The organism is Noviherbaspirillum sp. ST9 (assembly GCF_048799745.1).
GTDB lineage: Bacteria > Pseudomonadota > Gammaproteobacteria > Burkholderiales > Burkholderiaceae_D > Noviherbaspirillum.
Genome location: NZ_JBLWFR010000007.1, coordinates 351,299 through 369,664, shown reverse-complemented (window position 1 = coordinate 369,664; position 18,366 = coordinate 351,299). Strand labels below are relative to the sequence as shown.

Genomic DNA, 18,366 nt, shown 5'->3' with positions numbered 1-18,366 from the left:
CCGGGGCCGGTTCGCCCCCAGCCCCCGTATATTCCGGTGTATCCCTACTACAAGGAGACGCCGGAATGAAAAGGACGCTGATCGCATGCATGCTTGCAATTCCGTTTTCCTGCCTGGCCGCCGACACTGAATGGCTCCCTCAAGTGAACGTGCAGAACGCCGACTTCGCGAGCGGCAAAAAGGCCGTGGAGGCCAAGAACTGGCAGGCCGCGGTGGACGCATTCAGCCGGGCTGTAAAGAACGATCCGCGCAATGCGGACATCCATAACTACCTCGGCTATTCCTATCGCCAGATCGACCGCATGGACGATGCGTTCCGCCATTACCACGAGGCTTTACGGCTGGAGCCTTCCCATCGCGGTGCGAACGAGTACATTGGCTGGGCCTACTTGAAGACGAATCAATTGTCGAAGGCGGAGGAGCACCTGGCGCGGCTGGAGAAGATCTGCGGGAGGCACTGCGAGGAGGTTGAAACGCTCAGCAAGGGGATTGCCGACTATAAGGTGAAGCACTAGCTGCTCAAGGCCGGAAACAAAAACGCCCGCGCGATGCGGGCGTTTTTGTTTGGCCTTGGGAAAGACAGATTATTGCAGGTGATTGGAAATGAGTTTGGTCATTTCGAACATCGACACTTGCTTCTTTCCGCCAAACACAGCTTTGAGCTTGTCATCCGCATTGATCATGCGCTTGTTAGCCTGGTCCTGCAGCTTGTTCTTCTTGATGTAGTCCCAGACCTTCTTGGTCACTTCAGTGCGCGGCAGCGGATTTGCACCGATCACTGCACCCAGGGTTGCGGACGGCGTCATCGGCTTCATGAACGCTGCGTTCGGCTTACGCGGGGTCTTCGGCTTTGCTACCTTCTTGGCTGCCGGCTTCTTGGCGGCGACCTTCTTTGCCGGAGCGGCCTTCTTTGCTGCCGGCTTTGCTGCTGCCTTCTTTGCTACGGGCTTAGCTGCTGCCTTCTTGGCCGGAGCGGCCTTCTTTGCTGCGGGCTTAGCTGCTGCCTTCTTGGCCGGAGCTGCCTTCTTTGCTGCGGGCTTAGCTGCCGCCTTCTTGGCCGGAGCTGCCTTCTTGGCGGCTGCCTTAGCCGCGGGTTTCTTGGCTGTTGCCATCTTCGAGCCTCCTTCACAGAATGTGTTGGGAAATTGCGTCAAATCACGCACCGCTAATAGTGGTGCGGTTTTCATAGGGATGCAAGTGTTTTTTGATCGTTTTCACATGAATTTGTCTACTCTGTGCCACGTGATCTTCATAGGAGAAAACGGTGAGCGGAGCGCATTGAGCACACCAACTCTCCTCTGCGCGCTTCCCTCTGGCGCCTCTCGAGAGCGCCAGAGGGCGCGTCGAAGGTGCCTCTGCGAGAGTGCTGCAGAATAGAGCAGTGGGCCGAAGAGCCTTGCTGGCATTGGTTCTTCGAGGGAGGAGGCGATGCGGGAGTGTCTGTTCCGATAGCCCGTGTAGGACTACCTGCGTCTTGGCGTGGAGAGGTGCAGAGAGGAGATCGGGAGAGAGAGTCTGGCGTGTCGGAGGGAGTTTCTTCTCTCTCGAAGGGATACCCCTGTCAGACGGGGCACCCTTCAAGGTATTTCCAGAGGAGGATCAGCGCATGCCGCCGGGCAGCATGCCCTTCATGCTGCGCATCATCTTCATCATGCCGCCGCCCTTGAGCTTCTTCATCATGGACTGCATCTGCTCGAACTGGGACAGCATGCGGTTGACCTCCTGCACCTGCACGCCTGCGCCGGCAGCGATGCGGCGCTTGCGGGATGCCTTGATGAGTTCTGGCTTGGCGCGCTCCTGGGGCGTCATGGCATTGATGATGCCTTCCATGCGGCGCACCTGCTTTTCAGCCTGGCCCATGTCCGCGTTGCCCGCGGCCTGCTGGAGCTGCGCGGGCAGCTTGTCGAGCAGGCCGGAGAGGCCGCCCATCTTCTTCATTTGGGAAAGCTGGGCCTTGAAGTCGTTCAGGTCGAACTTGCCGCCGCCCTTGATCTTCTCTGCCAGGTCCTTGGCAGCCTCGACGTCGACGCCTTTGCGTGCCTCCTCGACCAGGGCCAGGATGTCGCCCATGCCCAGGATGCGGTTGGCCATGCGCTGCGGATCGAAGGCTTCGAGGCCGTCGAGCTTCTCCGCGACACCGGCGAACTTGACAGGCTTGCCGGTGACGTGGCGCACCGAGAGGGCCGCGCCGCCACGGGAATCACCGTCAAGCTTGGTCAGCACCACGCCCGTCAGGGGCAGGGCATCGTTGAAGGCCTTGGCCGTGTTGATCGCGTCCTGGCCGAGCATGGCGTCGACGACGAACAGGGTTTCGATCGGTTTCAGGGCGGCATGCAGGGCGGCAATCTCCTGCATCATCGCTTCGTCGATACCGAGGCGGCCCGCAGTGTCGACGATGAGCACGTCGTGGTAATGCTTCTTCGCGTAGTCCAGGGCGGCCATGGCGATATCGACCGGCTTGTCGGTGGGCGACGAAGGGAAGAAATCGGCGCCGACCTGGCCGGTGACGGTCTGCAACTGGCCGATTGCCGCAGGACGGTAGACGTCGGCGGAGACGGTCAGGACCTTCTTCTTTTTCTCTTCCCTGAGGTACTTGGCGAGTTTGCCGACGGTGGTGGTCTTACCTGCACCTTGCAGGCCGGCCATGAGGATGATGGCCGGCGGCTGGGTCGCGAAATTGAGCTGCGAGGCTTCCGGGCCGAGATCGGCGCCCATGAGCGAGGCCAGCTCGCGCTGGACCACGCCGACCAGTGCCTGGCCTGGGGTGAGCGAGCCGATCACCTCTTCGCCCAATGCCTTTTCCTTCACCTTGGCAATGAATTCGCGCACAGCGGGCAGGGCGACGTCGGCCTCGAGCAGCGCAAGGCGGACTTCGCGCAGCATTTCAGCGGTGTTGGACTCGGTGAGGCGCGCTTCGCCGCGCATCGTTTTGACGACTTTCGCCAGTCGTTGTGTCAGGTTATCGAGCATGGATGACGATGTATCAAGAAATGGGGGAGGGCCGGTGCGGGAGGCACGGCTGCAAGGACAGCCGCCATTTTACCCGATACGGTTCGTTACCCCGGGCATCGCTGGCAAAGCGGAAACCCGCAAATTGCACAGCGCCGCAGTGCGGCTTTTCGCTCTCGGGAAGACACGGGGCGACGGAAATCCGCGGCTCGGGAGAGTGTCTTTGCGATGGCACGGAGCCTGCATTGCCTGCAGTCAGTTGACCGAGGACAAGCGACCCGGTTCATTCGACAGAGACTTTGCGAGGAAAATCCATGGCAGCGAACTGGAAAAGACGCATTACCGCGGTGCTGGCTCTCTGCGTTTCGACCGCGGTCTCGGCAGAGGACGGCGTCACGGACAAGCTCATCCTGATTGGCCAGACCGTGCCGCTGACCGGCCAGGTCGCCGGGGCCGTCAAGGAAATGAACGAGGGCGCAAAGGCCTATATCGAATCGGTCAACCGGGCGGGAGGCGTGCATGGGCGAAAGATCGAGATACGGACGCTCGATGACGGGTTCGATCCAGCAGTCACTGCGCGCAATGCCGAGCAGCTGGTACGCCAGGACCGTGTCTTTGCGATGTTTCTCAATCGCGCGACGCCGCATACCGAGGCCATCCTTCCGGTCCTGATTCCGGCCGGCGTGCCGTTGGTGGCGCCCAGCACGGGCGCAGCTGCATTCCATACGCCGGTCAACCGTCTGCTGTTCAACGTCCGGGCGAAATACCAGGATGAGGTGGCCAAGGGCGTAGAGCATTTTGCGACGGTCGGCATACGCGACATCGGCATCCTGCATGTCGACGATTCCTTTGGGCGCGACGCGCTGGCGGGGTTCAACACGGCGATGCAGGCGTACAAACTGGTTCCCGCCGTCGTCGGCCGGTTCGACCGTGCCAAACCGGATACCTCGGCCGCCGTGCAGGAGGCGCTCAAGGCCAATCCGCAAGCGATCATCATCGTCGGATCCGCGACGACGACGACGGCGTTGATCCAGGGAATCCGGTCCGCCGGCAGCCGTATGCAGGTAATGACCCTTTCGAATAATTCCTCGCAATCCTTCGTCAAGAACCTTGGCGCCGACGGCATCGGCGTCATCGTGTCGCAGGTGACACCGGCACCGCACCTGGTGTCGACGCCGCTCGGGCAGGAGTTCAAGTCGGTCGCTGCTGCCCATGGCGCCACCGTCTCCTATGCCGCCATGGAGGGATTCGTGGCGGCGAAGGTGCTGGTCGAAGGCTTGCGCAGGGCGGGCCGCCAACTTACCCGCGAGGCATTCATTCGAGGGCTGGAGTCCATGCGCAAGGTGGATTTCGGCGGATTGATGGTGACCTACGGGCCGGACGACCACACAGGGAGCGAGTTCGTCGAGCTGACCATGATCGGCAAGGATGGGCGTTTCCTGCGTTGACACTTGTTGTGCTGGCATATTCGAGCAGGGGGTAATATTACGAACCAGATTGATGTATTGGCCGGCAGCCGTCTCTTCCCCTCGCACGGCGGCATTGGCATCCATGACGGCGAGGACGGCCAGGACGACCGTATGTTCAGCAAACGACCGGCGCTCATCAGCCTTGCAGCGGCATGCGTGCTGGCGGTCGTCCTTGTCGTCTACCTGGTGGCGATGCACCGCGCGCGGGCGGACATCCATGCTGCCGGAGACCGCCACCTGCAGATCATCGCGCTCGATCTCGAATCGGTACTGGAGAAGTTCGAAACCCTGCCCTTTACCCTGGCCTACCATCCGGATGTCCCGAATGCGATTGCCCGCCCGAATGACAGGGATCTCGTCCAGCGCCTCAACCTGACCCTGCAATTGGTCCAGCGTCAGGCCAAGGTCAGTGCCATCTACATCATGGATCGCAACGGCAATACCATCGCCTCCAGCAACTGGGACCAGCCGCTCAGCTTCGTCGGCAAGAATTTTGCCTTCCGGCCGTACTTCCGCGACGCCATCGAAGGCCGTGCAGGGCGCTTCTATGGAATCGGCAACACGACCAGCGAGCCTGGATACTTCATTTCACAGCCTGTCCATGCGCAAAATGCGGCCAAACCGGCGCCGCCCATCGGCGTGATTGCAGTCAAGATCAGCCTTTCCGAATTCGAGCAGACGTGGCGCAGCAGCGAAGAACCGATCGCGCTTGCCGACGCAAGCGGCGTCGTCTTCCTCAGCAACCGGACGGCCTGGCGGTATCACAGCATGCGCCGGCTGGACGAGAAGGAAAGAAAGTACGTGGACGGCACGTTGCAATATGTTGGTCAGGAGATTCGGCCCATTGCCACGCTGAACAAATCCGACCAGGCAGGTTTCGGGGAGCACCTCTCCAAGCCCGTCGGGCGCCTCGGGTGGCAGTTGATGCTGTTCCCCTCGCAGGCGCGCATTCATAAGTCCGCCGCTCTGGCGGCGCTGGCTGCCACGCTGTTGCTGGCCGTCGCAGGTGTCTCCTACTGGGCCATGCAGCAGCGGCGCAGGCGGCTTGAAGAACGAATCGCATCGCGCATGGCGCTGCAGCGTGCGGCGGACGAGCTCGAACGGAACATCGCGCAACGCACCCAGGAACTGCTGGAAGCCAACCAACGACTGGAATCGAAGTACGCGAAGCTGAAGGAAACCGAACACCTGTTGCGCACGACGCAGAACGAACTGGTGCAGGCCGGCAAGCTGGCGATGCTGGGGCAGATGGCCGCCGGCATGACGCATGAGCTGAACCAGCCGCTGGCCGCTATTCGCGCTTTTGCCGACAATGCCGTGACTTTCCTCGGAAGGGGGCAGGGCGACAAGGCGGGAGAAAACCTGGCGCAGATCAGTGCCGCCAGCGCGCGCATGGGCGCCATCATCGGTCAACTGAAGGGGTTCGCGCGCAAGAGTCACGGGACGGTGTCGACGGTGGATCTGGCCCAGGCCATTCAGGCGTCCGCGCTCCTGCTCGACAGCGAATTTCGCCGCCATGACGTGCAGTTTGCGCTCCACATTCGCGAACCGGTGCAGGTCATCGGCGACGCCGTGCGGACGGAACAGGTGCTGATCAACCTGATGCGAAATGCCCTGGATGCCGTGGAGGACGCCACGGTGCGCCGCGTAGAGGTGAGCCTCGAACGTGAAGGGGGCGATGCGCTCGTGACGATTCGCGACAGTGGCGCCGGTATTCCGGACCAGGTCGCGCCACACCTGTTCGAACCGTTTTTCACGACCAAGGCGTCGGGCAAGGGCTTGGGTCTTGGGCTGGCGATTTCGTCGTCGATCGTGCAGGCCATGAACGGTCAACTGACCGCGCGTAACCACGCGAACGGCGGTGCGGAGTTCGTCGTGCGGCTGCCCGGCGCGGCCGAGGCGACCAATCAGGAGGGAGGCAGGTTTGCGAGTGCATGAAACAACGGGCGAAGTTGTCCTGGTAGAAGATGAGCAGGCGGTACGTATGGCGACCGCGCAGACGCTTGAGCTGGGCGGGTTCGCGGTGCGTGCCTGCGAAAGCGCGGAATTAGCGCGATTGTGGTTGCACGCCGGGTTCGATGGCGTGCTCGTTACGGATGTGCGGCTGCCGGGGCGCTCCGGCCTGGAATTGCTGGCCGATACCGTCGCCAGCGATCCCGACCTGCCGGTGATTGTCGTGACCGGGCACGGCGATGTCAGCATGGCCGTGGAGGCCATGCGCGCCGGCGCCTACGACTTCATCGAAAAGCCGTTTGCCGCGGAACGCCTGGTGGAAACAGTCAGGCGCGCGCAGGAGAAGCGACGGCTGGTGATGGAGAACCGGCGCCTGAAAGCCGCATGGGCGTCACACCCCGACATGCCCGCGCTGATCGGACAGTCGGCGGCCATTGAGCGTGTCCGCACCATGATCCGCTCGGTGGGACCGACCCCGGCGGATGTATTGATCAATGGCCAGACCGGCAGCGGCAAGGAGGTCGTCGCGCGGCATTTGCACGGCGCCAGCGGACGTACGGGGCCATTCGTCGCGATCAACTGCGCGGCACTGCCGGAAAGCGTGTTCGAAAGCGAAATTTTCGGCCATGAGGCCGGCGCCTTTACCAGCGCTGTAAAGCGACGTATCGGGAAACTGGAATATGCGAGTGGCGGCACGGTTTTCCTCGATGAAATCGAAAGCATGCCGCTCGCCTTGCAGGTCAAGCTGTTGCGCGTGTTGCAGGAGCGCCGCCTGGAAAGGCTTGGCGGCAATGACCCCATTCGCATCGACTGCCGGATCGTCGCGGCCAGCAAGGCGGATTTGCTGCGGCTGAGCGCTCAGGGGGGATTCCGCGAGGACCTCTATTACCGCATCGGCGTCGTAGGCATCGATCTCCCGCGGCTGGCGGACCGGCGGGAGGATATCCCCTTGCTGCTGGCACACTTTGTCCAGGGGGCGGCGTTGCGCTACCAGCGGCCGGTGCCGCAATGGAGCATGGCGCAGATGGCGGAGTGGCAGGCCCGCGAATGGCCAGGCAATGTCCGCGAACTGCGCAACTTTGCCGACCGTCTTGTCCTCGGCGTGGCCGAAATGCCAACGGCACCTGACGCACAGGGAGGCGACACCCTGCCACAACGGGTCGATACCTATGAGCGCGCGCTGATCGCGGAAGCGCTCACCGCGCAGGAGGGCAACGTTGCCGCCGCAGCGGACCGGCTCGGCATCCCGAAAAAGACCCTGTATGACAAGTTGAAAAAGTATCAGCTTTCGACCGGCAGGGCGCCGGATTGACGAAGCGGCATCGTCCGGACTCCGTTCGTTTCCTTCCGGTCCGGCGGCGGTCCGACATGGTGTAAACTCAGGGTCTGTTTACCTCCCTATCCGGCAATGCATACCTATTTCTTCGTCCTGGCGGCACTGTTGTACGCGACCTGCGCATTCTTGCCTTTACGGCAGCGCGGCGCGATTTCCGCCGGCACGGCAGTGGCCTGGCTGCTCCATGGCGGCGCGCTCTGGGTCGATATGGTCGGTCCCGGTTCGCTGCGCATCGGTTTCGCCATCATGCTGTCGGCGACTTTGTGGATTTCCGTTGGCGCCTACTGGCTTGAAAACCGCAACCTGACGCTGGACGGCCTGCGCGTGCTGGTATTGCCCACCGCCGCGCTTGCTGTGGTTCTTCCGGTCCTGTTCCCCGGCAGCGTTGTTCCCCTCGAGGGCAAGTCGGCGTTGTTTCCCTGGCACGTGGCCATCGCCATCCTTGCCTACAGCAGCCTGACCATTGCCGCCTTCCACGCTGTCCTGATGGCGCTGCAGGAGTCGCGTCTTCATGCGCATCCCGGGGCAGGGCAGGGCGGGTGGCTCGGACTCGCGATTGACCGCCTGCCCGCGCTGCTGACCATGGAAAAGCTGCTGTTCCGCCTGATCGGATTCGGCTTCGTGCTGCTGACGCTGACGGTACTGTCCGGCATCGTGTTCTCCGAACAATTGTTCGGCATCGCCTTCAAGTGGGATCACAAGACGATCTTCACCATGCTGTCCTGGGTGCTGTTCGGCGCCTTGCTGGCGGGGCGTTTCTGGCGCGGCTGGCGCGGGAAGACCGCATTGCGCTTTACGCTGACCGGCTTTGCGACCCTGCTGCTCGCCTACGTCGGCAGCCGCTTCGTCATGGAAGTCGTGCTGCACCGGGGTCTTGCATGAAGATCCTGCTGTGGGTGCTGGTCGCGTTCGCGATCGTGATGTGGCTGACCTACGGCAAGAAGCAGCGCGTGAAGGCCGCGCACGACAATCCGCAACCGTCCACTCCTGGCGCCCCCGAAACCATGGTGCGCTGCGCCCACTGCGGCACCTACATCCCGGCTTCGGAAGCCGTCTCCCTGCCATCCGGGATGCAATTCTGCAGCGAAGAACATCGTTTGCAGCATTCCGCATCCGGCACCTCCGCATGACTTGCGCCTTCCGCGTGCACACAGGGCGGGCATGATGCATGTCCCCCGTCTCAAGGAAACCCGCGAAACGTTCTGGCGCACGCTGCAAACGTTCTGCGTGACGCGGATCGTCATTGCGGTCGTCCTGCTGTTCTATTTTGGATTCAATGCCGTCCGTGGCGTGGAAGCGGTCGAAGTGACCGACAGCTGGGACAAATTCCTTGCCTACGGCATCGTGGCCGTGGTCTTCGCGCTGTCGTCGGTGTACTGGCGGCGGCATTTCATCACGCAGCTGCTGGTGCAGCTGATGGTCGATATCGCCGCGATTTCGCTGCTGTACGTGACGGCCGGCGGCGCACGCAGCGGACTGGCGATCCTGTACCTGTTCCCGCTGGCCGGTGCGGCGGTGCTGGCGCCGCTGGTCCTCGCATTGTTCTTCGTTTCGGTCGTGACGCTGATCATGCTGTCGGAAAGCGGCTATCAGCTGCTGCATTCCATGTCCGACGTCTCGCCGTCGCGCGCCGGCCTGTACGGCGCGGCCTTCTTTGCGGCGATCTTCGTGATCAACCGCCTCGCGGCCAAGTTGATCAAGCAGGAAAACCTGGCAGCCCAGCGCGGGCATGAGCTTCAGGTCCAGGAAGCCATCAACCGGCTGGTGATCGCCGACATGGGGGACGGCATCCTGGTCGTCGGCGCCGACACGGAAGTATTCGCCGGCAATCCGGCCGCCGAGCGGATGCTCGGGTTTGCCATGCCAAATGGCAAGGCGCGCTGGAAGATTACCGACTTCCCGCCGCTGGCGCCGATCGCCGATGCATTCCTGGCGTGGCGGAACCGCCGGGACGACGATGCCGACGCACCCATTTTCGTCATGATCAAACCCGGCGACACGACCAGCAGCATGCCGCGCGACCTGCGGCGTGAACTCGTGACGCACCTGAAGCTGCGTTTCGGGAAGGTCGAGAGCGCCGGCCTGGCCGAGGACCGTTCGGTCATTTTCGTCCAGGACGTGACCGAGATCGAGAACCAGGCGCAGCAGCTCAAGCTTGCCTCCATGGGACGCCTGACGGCCAGCATCGCCCATGAGGTGCGCAATCCGCTTTCCGCCATCGCGCATGCCGCTTCGCTGCTCAAGGAGGACGCAGTCGAGCCGACGCAGGTGCGCCTGCTTAATATTGTCGGGGACAATGTGGTTCGCCTGAACCAGATGATCGAAGACATTCTCAAGCTGTCGCGCAAGGCGCATGCGAACAGCGACCCGCTGGAACTGGAGCCCTTCCTGGAAGAGCTTCTGGACGAATTCCATGAAAGTCACCGCGTGCCGCCAGACATGATCAGGCTGGGGAGCATGGCGGGAATCCGCGTCCGGTTCGACCCGCTGCACCTGCGCGAAGTGGTGGTGAACTTGCTGACCAACGCCCTTCGCTATGCGAGCGGGCGGGATGGCAGTATCCGCCTGGAAGTGGTTTCGCCCCAGGCCAATCGCCTGGAGTTGCACGTGCAGGACGACGGTCCCGCCATCACGCCCGAGGTCAGGTCGCACCTGTTCGAACCCTTCTATACAACGTCCAGCAAGGGAACCGGGCTGGGACTCTACGTGGCGCGTGAATTGTGTTTGAATAACGATGCGATGCTGGATTATGAATACCGCATGTCGATGTCGATCGATGGCGCCGACGAGCCGAGCGGCCGGTTCGTCATCAGCTTTGCCGTCCGTAACTGACTTCGCTGTAAGCTGAAGGAACTGAATCTCCGCCATGACTGCACCCCGTATTCTTGTTGTCGACGACGAGGCCGACCTGCGTGAATTGCTCGACATCACGCTGGTAAAAATGGGCCTGGATGTCGACTGCGCCGAATCCCTGACTGCGGCGCGGGCATGCCTCGCACAGGCGGAATACGCACTCGTCCTGACCGACATGCGCCTGCCGGACGGCATGGGCATCGAGCTGGTGCGCGAAGTTGCCAGTACCTTCCGCAACACGCCAATCGCGGTCATTACCGCTTTCGGTAGCGCCGATAATGCGGTTGCCGCGCTCAAGGCAGGTGCCTTCGACTACCTCTCCAAGCCGGTCGGCCTGGACCAGCTTCGCCTGCTGGTGCAGTCGGCGCTGCGCATGCACAAGATTGAAGGCGGGGCAGGGCCATCGAGCACGCCCGCGGCGGCGGCACGTTCCCGGTTAACAGGGCAGTCTCCGGTCATGCAGGACCTGCGTTCACAGATTGCGCGCCTGGCACGCAGCATGGCGCCGGTATCGATTACCGGCGAGTCGGGCAGTGGCAAGGAACTGGCCGCGCGCGATATCCACGCGCACAGCGCGCGCGCGGACAAACCCTTCATTGCCGTCAACTGCGGCGCCATCCCCGAGGCCCTGATGGAAGCCGAGTTCTTCGGCTATCGCAAGGGTGCCTTCACCGGCGCCAGCGAGGATCGCGACGGCTTTTTCCAGGCGGCCAATGGGGGCACCCTGATGCTCGACGAAGTGGCGGACCTGCCGCTGCAGATGCAGGTCAAGCTGCTGCGCGCCATCCAGGAACGGCGCGTGCGCAAGGTCGGCGCGACGGTCGAGGAGCCGGTCGATGTGCGCGTCATCAGCGCCACGCATCAGAACCTGGCCGAATGTGTCGAAAAGGGTCGTTTCCGCCAGGACCTCTACTATCGGCTGAACGTGATCGAGCTGCGCCTGCCGCCGCTGCGCGAGCGCCTCGACGATATCGGCCTGCTGGCCGACGTGCTTCTCGAGCGTCTCGCACCCGCGGGAGGAAAGGCTGTCTTGTCGCCCGAGGCGCTCGATGCACTGAAGTCCTATGCCTTCCCCGGCAATGTCCGGGAGCTGGAAAACATCCTCGAGCGCGCACTGGCCTTCGCCAATGACGGCGTCATCGAAGTGGCGGACCTGGCGTTGAAATCCTGCCCTGCACCAGTGGAAACCGCGGCTCCGGCCGCGCCGCAACCAGTGCAGGAGGAAAGTCTTCCGGTGCCGCCACCGGAGCCGGTCCCCGCTACACCCCATCGCCCGCAAGTGCTTGCACCGGTCATTCCAGAGGGCGAACTGCCGCACTCGCTGCCGGACTACCTCGACGACGTCGAACGCGAGATCATCCGCCGCGCGCTTGCGAAAACCCACTTCAACCGCACCCAGGCGGCCGAGCTGCTGGGCATCAGCTTCCGCCAGCTGCGCTACCGGATGCAGCGCCTGGACATCCATGAACCGGACACATGATGCAATTCCAACTGGGAGAGGATGGCTGGGCGGCCGATGTGACGCGTTCGCCATCGCCGAATTTCGATGTGCGCGCCGAAGGCGCCGCGGTCAGCCTGCTGGTGATCCACAACATCAGCCTGCCTCCCGGCGAGTTCGGCGGTTCTTATATAGAGGACCTGTTCCTCAACCGGCTGGACTGCGATGCGCATCCGTACTTCGACCAGTTGCGCGCGCTGCGCGTGTCGGCGCACTTCCTCATCCGCCGCGACGGCGCGGTGATCCAGTTCGTGTCGGCCAATGACCGGGCATGGCATGCGGGTGCATCGACATTCTGCGGGCGCGAACGCTGTAACGACTTCTCCATCGGGATCGAACTTGAAGGCACCGACTTCGAGGACTTCGACCCACGCCAGTACGAATCGCTGGCTTCACTCACCCTCGCGCTGTGCGCGCGCTACCCGCTTGCCGATGTTGCAGGACACGAACACATCGCCCCCGGCCGCAAGACCGATCCCGGTCCCTTCTTCGATTGGCCGCATTTCCGCAAGTCCTTGATTCACAAAGGGCAGGGTGCGCAGAGCGCACCACTTCCGCGATTCCCGTTCATGGCAGATTAAAAAAGTCAACGGGCCGCCGGCGTCAAAATTATTGCAGATCAAGTAAAAAAGATATTGCGCTCTCCCAGACCTGACACTAGAATTAGTCTCAGTCGCAACGCATACCACTAGATATAGTGGTGTTGCGATTTCCCATTGAATGGGCTGTTCAGCTTGTACCTCAGTGCAAAGTGTGTTGGCGGGCGAGTCCTGAACAGCTCCGCCCCCGGATGCGCATAGCGATGCCTGTCTTCGACATCGCGCAAGCGCCATCTGCAGTACGTGAACCCCGGCATGACCCGGCGTTCTAATTAATAACCATAAATAAGCAGCTGCATGGCTGCGGGCACCTATAGTCGAAGGAGGCTAGATGCACACGTCCCAGGAAATTTCCATGAAGTCCCCCACCGAGTTCGGTCTGGTCACGCCGCAAGCAGCGACGACCGAAGCTCTGGCAACCCTTTCGGTCAGCCTCGGCGACTACAAGATCATCCGCCGCAATGGCGCGGTCGTCGGCTTCGAGCCGTCGAAGATCTCGATCGCCATGACCAAGGCATTCCTCGCAGTGAACGGCGGCCAGGGTGCCGCCTCCGCGCGAGTGCGCGAGCTGGTCGAGCAGCTTACCTCCGGCGTGGTCGCCGCGCTGGTGCGCCGTCAGCCCGCCGGCGGCACCTTCCATATTGAAGACGTCCAGGACCAGGTCGAACTGGCCCTGATGCGTTCCGGCGAACACGACGTCGCCCGCGCCTACGTGCTCTATCGCGCCAAACGCATGGAAGAACGTGCGCAACAGCAATCCGTCAAGGCCGTCGATGCGCCGCAACTGCACGTCACCGAAAACGGCCAGAGCCGTCCGCTCGACCTGAACCAGGTCCGCAGCCTGATCACCTCCGCCTGCGTCGGCCTCGAAAAACACGTCGACGCCGAAGCGATCCTGGCCGAGACCGTCAAGAACCTGTACGACGGCGTGCCCGTCGAAGAGCTGCACAAGTCCGCCATCCTGGCTGCGCGCGCGCTGATGGAAAAGGACCCGGCCTACAGCAAGGTCACCGCACGCCTCCTGATGCACACCATCCGCAAGGAAGTCTTCGGCCAGGAAGTTGCGCAGGCCGACGCGCAGCAACACTATATTGATTACTTCCCGAAATTCATCAAGAAGGGCATCGCCGCCGACCTGCTCGACGACAAACTGTCCCAGTTCGACCTGAAGAAACTGGCCGACGCCATCCAGCCGGAACGCGACCTGCAGTTCGGCTACCTCGGCCTGCAGACCCTGTACGACCGCTACTTCCTGCACATCCAGGGCACCCGCATCGAGATGCCGCAGGCGTTCTACATGCGCGTCGCCATGGGCCTGGCGCTCAACGAAATCGACCGCGAAGCACGCGCCATCGAGTTCTACAACCTGCTGTCGTCCTTCGATTTCATGAGCTCGACGCCGACGCTGTTCAACTCCGGCACCCAGCGTTCGCAGCTGTCCTCCTGTTACCTGACCACCGTGTCGGACGACCTGGATGGCATCTATGAGGCTATTAAAGAGAACGCCTTGCTGGCCAAGTTCGCCGGCGGCCTCGGCAACGACTGGACCCCGGTGCGCGCACTCGGTGCCCATATTAAAGGCACCAACGGCAAGTCCCAGGGCGTGGTCCCGTTCCTGAAAGTGGTGAACGACACCGCAGTCGCGGTGAACCAGGGCGGCAAGCGCAAGGGCGCCGTCTGTGCCTACCTGGAAACCTGGCACATGGACATCGAGGAATTCCTCGACCTGCGCAAGAACACCGGCGACGACCGCCGCCGTACCCATGACATGAACACCGCGAACTGGATTCCCGACCTGTTCATGAAGCGCGTGATGGAAAAGGGCGAGTGGACCCTGTTCTCGCCGTCCGACGTCCCGGACCTGCACGACAAGTTCGGCCGCGCCTTCGAGGAAGCCTACCTGGGCTACGAAGCCAAGGCGGCCCGCGGCGAGCTGAAGCTGTTCAAGAAGATCCAGGCCATGGACCTGTGGCGCAAGATGCTGTCCATGCTGTTCGAGACCGGCCATCCGTGGATCACCTTCAAGGATCCGTGCAACATCCGTTCCCCGCAGCAGCATGTCGGCGTCGTCCACAGTTCCAACCTGTGCACCGAGATCACGCTGAACACCAACGATTCCGAAATCGCGGTCTGCAACCTCGGCTCCGTCAACCTGCCTGCCCACATGAAGGACGGCAAGCTCGACCACGCCAAGCTGCAAAAAACCATCCGCACCGCGATGCGCATGTTGGACAACGTGATTGATATTAACTATTACGCCGTCAAGAAAGCGCGCGACTCCAACCTGCGCCACCGTCCGGTCGGCATGGGCATCATGGGATTCCAGGACTGCCTGCACATGATGCGCGTACCGTACGCGTCGATGGAAGCCGTCGAGTTCGCCGACCGTTCGATGGAAGCCGTCTGCTATTACGCCTACTGGGCATCGACCGAACTGGCGGAAGAGCGCGGCCGCTACAGCTCCTACCGCGGTTCGCTGTGGGATCGCGGCATCCTCCCGCAGGATTCCCTCAAGCTGCTGGCCGAAGAACGCGGCGGTTACCTGGAAGTCGACACCTCCGAATCGATGGACTGGACCGCGCTGCGCGACCGCATCAAGACCCACGGCATGCGCAACTCGAACTGCGTGGCGATCGCGCCGACGGCGACGATCTCCAACATCATCGACGTCTCCGCCTGCATCGAGCCGACCTATCAGAACCTGTATGTGAAGTCGAACCTGTCGGGCGAATTTACCGAGATCAACGAGAACCTGGTGCGCGACCTCAAGGCGCGCGGCTTGTGGGACGAAGTGATGGTTGCCGATCTGAAGTACTTCGACGGCAGCCTGGCCAAGATCGACCGCATCCCGCAAGACCTGCGCGATATCTACGCCACCGCGTTCGAAGTCGATCCGAAGTGGCTGGTCGAAGCCGCCTCGCGCCGCCAGAAGTGGATTGACCAGGCGCAATCGCTCAATATTTATATGGCGGGCGCTTCCGGCAAGAAGCTCGACGAGACCTACAAGCTCGCCTGGCTGCGCGGCCTGAAGACCACTTACTACCTGCGCACGATCGGCGCCACCCATGCCGAGAAGTCGACCTCCAAGGCCGGCGCGCTCAACGCGGTGTCCGCCAACATGGGCAGCGCAACGGCCGATGCTGCCGCTGCCGGCATGTCGATCCCGACCGAAGTGGCCGGCCCGGTCTGCACGCTGCGCCCCGGTGACGCCGGATTCGAAGAGTGCGAAGCCTGCCAGTAACACGCTGCATGTGAACGGCGCGGCATCCTCGCCGCGCCGTTTCCTTGAACATCACGCAACGACAACTACAATACCTCTGTAAGGAAGAACAGCCATGCTAAGTTGGGATGACGAAGCAACCCCGGTCGCAAAACCCGCTCAAGCTCCGCAACCGCAGCCGGCGCTCGCCGCCGTGACGCCCTCGGTTCTGCGCTCCAGCCAATCCGACATCGCACTGAACCCGGCCCTGGTCGCCAAGCCGCACGCCGCCAGCGACGCAACGCGCCGCGTGAACGCCGCCGACAAACGCATCATCAACGGCCAGACCGACGTCAACCAGCTCGTCCCGTTCAAGTACAAGTGGGCATGGGACAAGTACCTCGCCGGCTGCGCGAACCACTGGATGCCGCAGGAAATCAACATGCAGCGCGACATCGAGCTGTGGAAGAACCCGAACGGCCTGACCGAAGACGAGCGCCGCGTCATCAAGCGCAACCTCGGCTTCTTCGTCACCGCCGACTCGCTCGCCGCCAACAACATCGTGCTCGGCACCTACCGCCACATCACCGCACCCGAGTGCCGCCAATATCTTTTGCGCCAGGCATTCGAGGAAGCAATTCACACGCACGCGTATCAGTACATCGTTGAGTCGCTCGGCCTCGACGAAGGCGAGATCTTCAATGCGTACCATGAGGTCGCATCGATCCGCGACAAGGACGAGTTCCTGATCCCGTTCATCGACGTGCTGACCAATCCCGAATTCAAGACTGGCACCGTCGAAGCGGACCAGACTCTGCTGCGTTCACTCATCGTATTTGCATGCCTGATGGAAGGATTGTTCTTCTATGTCGGCTTCACGCAGATCCTCGCGCTCGGTCGTCAGAACAAGATGATGGGAGCAGCAGAGCAGTATCAATACATCCTGCGCGACGAGTCGATGCACTGCAATTTCGGGATCGATCTCATCAACACGATCAAGCTCGAGAACCCGCACTTGTGGACTGGTGAGTTCCGCGAAGAGATCAAAGCGTTGTTTTTGCGTGCAGTAGAGTTGGAATATCGCTACGCAGAGGATACAATGCCGCGTGGAGTACTCGGATTGAATGCACCGATGTTCAAAGGGTACTTGCGATTCATCGCGAATCGTCGCGCACAGCAGATCGGACTCGATCCGCTGTTCCCGCAGGAAGAAAATCCCTTCCCGTGGATGAGCGAGATGATCGATCTGAAGAAGGAGCGCAACTTCTTCGAGACTCGAGTGATCGAATACCAGACCGGTGGTGCACTGAGCTGGGAATGAACAAGAAACGATCCCGTGTCGATAGCTTCGAGCGGATGGAGAGACAGCAGTCGACTCGCCATCGGTAAAGCGGGAAAGAGACTGCAAAACCGAGAGGCTACAACCGAACTTAATGGACAGTAGACGAACGATTCGATCTTCTGTGATTCAGCCGCTGTGCTCGACTTTGTCGGGCAAGGCGGCTTTTTCTTTGAAAAACCTGTTGGGTTTTCAGAAACTGTATTCCCACGCCGGCTTTGCTGCCGGCGTTTTTTTTGGCTTCGCGGTTCGCAGCGCCGTTTGAGCGCGCGGCCATGACCTCCTTCACTGCCGACGCGCGGCAGTGATTTCAAGAAGAGAGGGCGTAGTCGATTGAGGCTGAAGTGCTGCATGTCTGAGGTGATGCAGCAGTTCAGCTGGTGCCGAATTCATTAGCGCAAACAGCAGTTTGCTTGTGCCGATGAATAATCCGCGTGGATCATCGCGATGGTCGATGCGGGTTTCCAACCTCGTAGTTTGAACTTTCTCATCACGTGAAGGAGAAACAAATGGCAACAGCAAAGAAACCCGCTGCTAAGAAAGCAGCCGCGGCGAAGAAGCCGGCCGCCAAGAAGGCAGCAGCTCCGAAGAAGGCAGCAGCAGCCAAGAAGCCGGTAGCGAAGAAGGCCGCAACCGCCAAGAAGCCGGTAGCAAAGAAGGCAGCAGCCGCCAAGAAGCCGGTAGCGAAGAAAGCAGCAGCACCGAAGAAGGCAGCAGCCGCCAAGAAGCCGGTAGCAAAGAAAGCAGCAGCACCGAAGAAGGCAGCAGCCAAGAAGCCGGTAGCGAAGAAAGCAGCAGCACCGAAGAAGGCAGCCGCCAAGAAGCCGGTAGCGAAGAAAGCAGCAGCACCGAAGAAGGCAGCCGCCAAGAAGCCGGCAGCAAAGAAAGCTGCAGCGCCGAAGAAGGCCGCCGCCAAGAAGCCGGCAGCCAAGAAAGCTGCTGCGCCGAAGAAGGCCGCTGCCAAGCCTGCTGCGAAAAAAGCCGCTGCCCCCAAGAAGGCTGCAGCTCCGAAGAAGGCCGCTGCTCCCAAGAAGGCAGCTGCCAAGAAGCCGGCAGCCAAGCCTGCCGCTGCAGCAGCCGCTGCTGCTCCCGCTGTGAAGACTGTGCTGAATCCGGCAGCGGCCTGGCCGTTCCCGACCGGCACCCGTCCGTAATCGCGACGAGCTTGCTT

14 protein-coding genes are annotated in these 18,366 nt (G+C 61.8%); 12 read left to right on the top strand and 2 right to left on the bottom strand.

Features of this window, described 5'->3' with window-relative positions; all coding sequences use genetic code 11:
* The first annotated feature begins 65 nt into the window (after positions 1-65).
* Positions 66-515, top strand: coding sequence for a tetratricopeptide repeat protein (locus ACNOHI_RS18360; RefSeq protein WP_420476121.1), 450 nt, complete (start codon positions 66-68; stop codon positions 513-515).
* 69 nt (positions 516-584) lie between these two features.
* On the opposite strand, the gene ACNOHI_RS18355 is transcribed toward ACNOHI_RS18360, so the two are convergent.
* Together ACNOHI_RS18355 and ffh are read right to left on the bottom strand one after the other, a co-directional pair.
* Entirely contained in the window at positions 585-1,112 is a 528-nt protein-coding gene (locus ACNOHI_RS18355) for an SWIB/MDM2 domain-containing protein (protein ID WP_088709334.1), read from the bottom strand.
* 487 nt (positions 1,113-1,599) lie between these two features.
* Positions 1,600-2,970, bottom strand: coding sequence for a signal recognition particle protein (gene ffh, locus ACNOHI_RS18350; RefSeq protein WP_420476120.1), 1,371 nt, complete (start codon positions 2,968-2,970; stop codon positions 1,600-1,602).
* Between the two features lie 293 nt (positions 2,971-3,263).
* Here ffh and ACNOHI_RS18345 point away from each other — a divergent pair, with 293 nt between their 5' ends.
* The 11 genes from ACNOHI_RS18345 to ACNOHI_RS18295 all read left to right on the top strand — a co-directional run bounded on the left by ACNOHI_RS18345 (position 3,264) and on the right by ACNOHI_RS18295 (position 18,349).
* Entirely contained in the window at positions 3,264-4,397 is a 1,134-nt protein-coding gene (locus ACNOHI_RS18345) for an ABC transporter substrate-binding protein (RefSeq protein ID WP_420476119.1), read from the top strand.
* Between the two features lie 132 nt (positions 4,398-4,529).
* Entirely contained in the window at positions 4,530-6,356 is a 1,827-nt protein-coding gene (locus ACNOHI_RS18340; protein ID WP_420476186.1) for a sensor histidine kinase, read from the top strand.
* A 46-nt stretch (positions 6,357-6,402) separates the two neighbouring features.
* Positions 6,403-7,683 carry a sigma-54-dependent transcriptional regulator gene (locus ACNOHI_RS18335; protein WP_420476185.1) on the top strand — a complete coding sequence of 427 codons (1,281 nt, stop codon included), beginning with the start codon at positions 6,403-6,405 and terminating at the stop codon, positions 7,681-7,683.
* 96 nt (positions 7,684-7,779) lie between these two features.
* Positions 7,780-8,589, top strand: a complete 810-nt coding sequence (locus ACNOHI_RS18330; RefSeq protein WP_420476118.1) for a cytochrome C assembly family protein — start codon at positions 7,780-7,782, stop codon at positions 8,587-8,589.
* Positions 8,586-8,837 (top strand): PP0621 family protein, encoded by a 252-nt coding sequence (locus ACNOHI_RS18325; protein ID WP_420476117.1) that lies wholly within the window; start codon positions 8,586-8,588, stop codon positions 8,835-8,837. The genes ACNOHI_RS18330 and ACNOHI_RS18325 overlap by 4 nt, the downstream gene beginning before the upstream one ends.
* Positions 8,838-8,868: 31 nt before the next feature.
* Positions 8,869-10,539 (top strand): sensor histidine kinase, encoded by a 1,671-nt coding sequence (locus ACNOHI_RS18320; protein ID WP_420476116.1) that lies wholly within the window; start codon positions 8,869-8,871, stop codon positions 10,537-10,539.
* 34 nt (positions 10,540-10,573) lie between these two features.
* Positions 10,574-12,040: a sigma-54-dependent transcriptional regulator gene (locus ACNOHI_RS18315; RefSeq protein ID WP_420476115.1), complete on the top strand. Its 1,467-nt coding sequence runs from the start codon at positions 10,574-10,576 to the stop codon at positions 12,038-12,040.
* Positions 12,037-12,639 (top strand): 1,6-anhydro-N-acetylmuramyl-L-alanine amidase AmpD, encoded by a 603-nt coding sequence (ampD, locus tag ACNOHI_RS18310; protein ID WP_420476114.1) that lies wholly within the window; start codon positions 12,037-12,039, stop codon positions 12,637-12,639. The genes ACNOHI_RS18315 and ampD overlap by 4 nt, the downstream gene beginning before the upstream one ends.
* Before the next feature lie 349 nt (positions 12,640-12,988).
* The gene (locus ACNOHI_RS18305) at positions 12,989-15,898 is read left to right on the top strand and encodes a ribonucleoside-diphosphate reductase subunit alpha (protein ID WP_420476113.1); all 2,910 of its coding nucleotides are present in this window, start codon (positions 12,989-12,991) and stop codon (positions 15,896-15,898) included.
* Between the two features lie 94 nt (positions 15,899-15,992).
* Positions 15,993-17,177 carry a ribonucleotide-diphosphate reductase subunit beta gene (locus tag ACNOHI_RS18300; RefSeq protein ID WP_420476112.1) on the top strand — a complete coding sequence of 395 codons (1,185 nt, stop codon included), beginning with the start codon at positions 15,993-15,995 and terminating at the stop codon, positions 17,175-17,177.
* A 527-nt stretch (positions 17,178-17,704) separates the two neighbouring features.
* Positions 17,705-18,349 carry a histone H1-like DNA-binding protein gene (locus ACNOHI_RS18295; protein WP_420476111.1) on the top strand — a complete coding sequence of 215 codons (645 nt, stop codon included), beginning with the start codon at positions 17,705-17,707 and terminating at the stop codon, positions 18,347-18,349.
* Positions 18,350-18,366 lie beyond the last annotated feature (17 nt).

Coding starts and splice junctions, on each gene's coding strand:
- ACNOHI_RS18355 (WP_088709334.1), bottom strand. CDS start 1,112: ATGGCAACAGCCAAGAAACCCGCGGCTAAGGCAGCCGCCAAGAAGGCA.
- ACNOHI_RS18340 (WP_420476186.1), top strand. CDS start 4,530: ATGTTCAGCAAACGACCGGCGCTCATCAGCCTTGCAGCGGCATGCGTG.
- ACNOHI_RS18335 (WP_420476185.1), top strand. CDS start 6,403: ATGGCGACCGCGCAGACGCTTGAGCTGGGCGGGTTCGCGGTGCGTGCC.
- ACNOHI_RS18300 (WP_420476112.1), top strand. CDS start 15,993: ATGCTAAGTTGGGATGACGAAGCAACCCCGGTCGCAAAACCCGCTCAA.
- ACNOHI_RS18360 (WP_420476121.1), top strand. CDS start 66: ATGAAAAGGACGCTGATCGCATGCATGCTTGCAATTCCGTTTTCCTGC.
- ACNOHI_RS18325 (WP_420476117.1), top strand. CDS start 8,586: ATGAAGATCCTGCTGTGGGTGCTGGTCGCGTTCGCGATCGTGATGTGG.
- ffh (WP_420476120.1), bottom strand. CDS start 2,970: ATGCTCGATAACCTGACACAACGACTGGCGAAAGTCGTCAAAACGATG.
- ACNOHI_RS18320 (WP_420476116.1), top strand. CDS start 8,869: ATGATGCATGTCCCCCGTCTCAAGGAAACCCGCGAAACGTTCTGGCGC.
- ampD (WP_420476114.1), top strand. CDS start 12,037: ATGATGCAATTCCAACTGGGAGAGGATGGCTGGGCGGCCGATGTGACG.
- ACNOHI_RS18345 (WP_420476119.1), top strand. CDS start 3,264: ATGGCAGCGAACTGGAAAAGACGCATTACCGCGGTGCTGGCTCTCTGC.
- ACNOHI_RS18305 (WP_420476113.1), top strand. CDS start 12,989: ATGCACACGTCCCAGGAAATTTCCATGAAGTCCCCCACCGAGTTCGGT.
- ACNOHI_RS18330 (WP_420476118.1), top strand. CDS start 7,780: ATGCATACCTATTTCTTCGTCCTGGCGGCACTGTTGTACGCGACCTGC.
- ACNOHI_RS18295 (WP_420476111.1), top strand. CDS start 17,705: ATGGCAACAGCAAAGAAACCCGCTGCTAAGAAAGCAGCCGCGGCGAAG.
- ACNOHI_RS18315 (WP_420476115.1), top strand. CDS start 10,574: ATGACTGCACCCCGTATTCTTGTTGTCGACGACGAGGCCGACCTGCGT.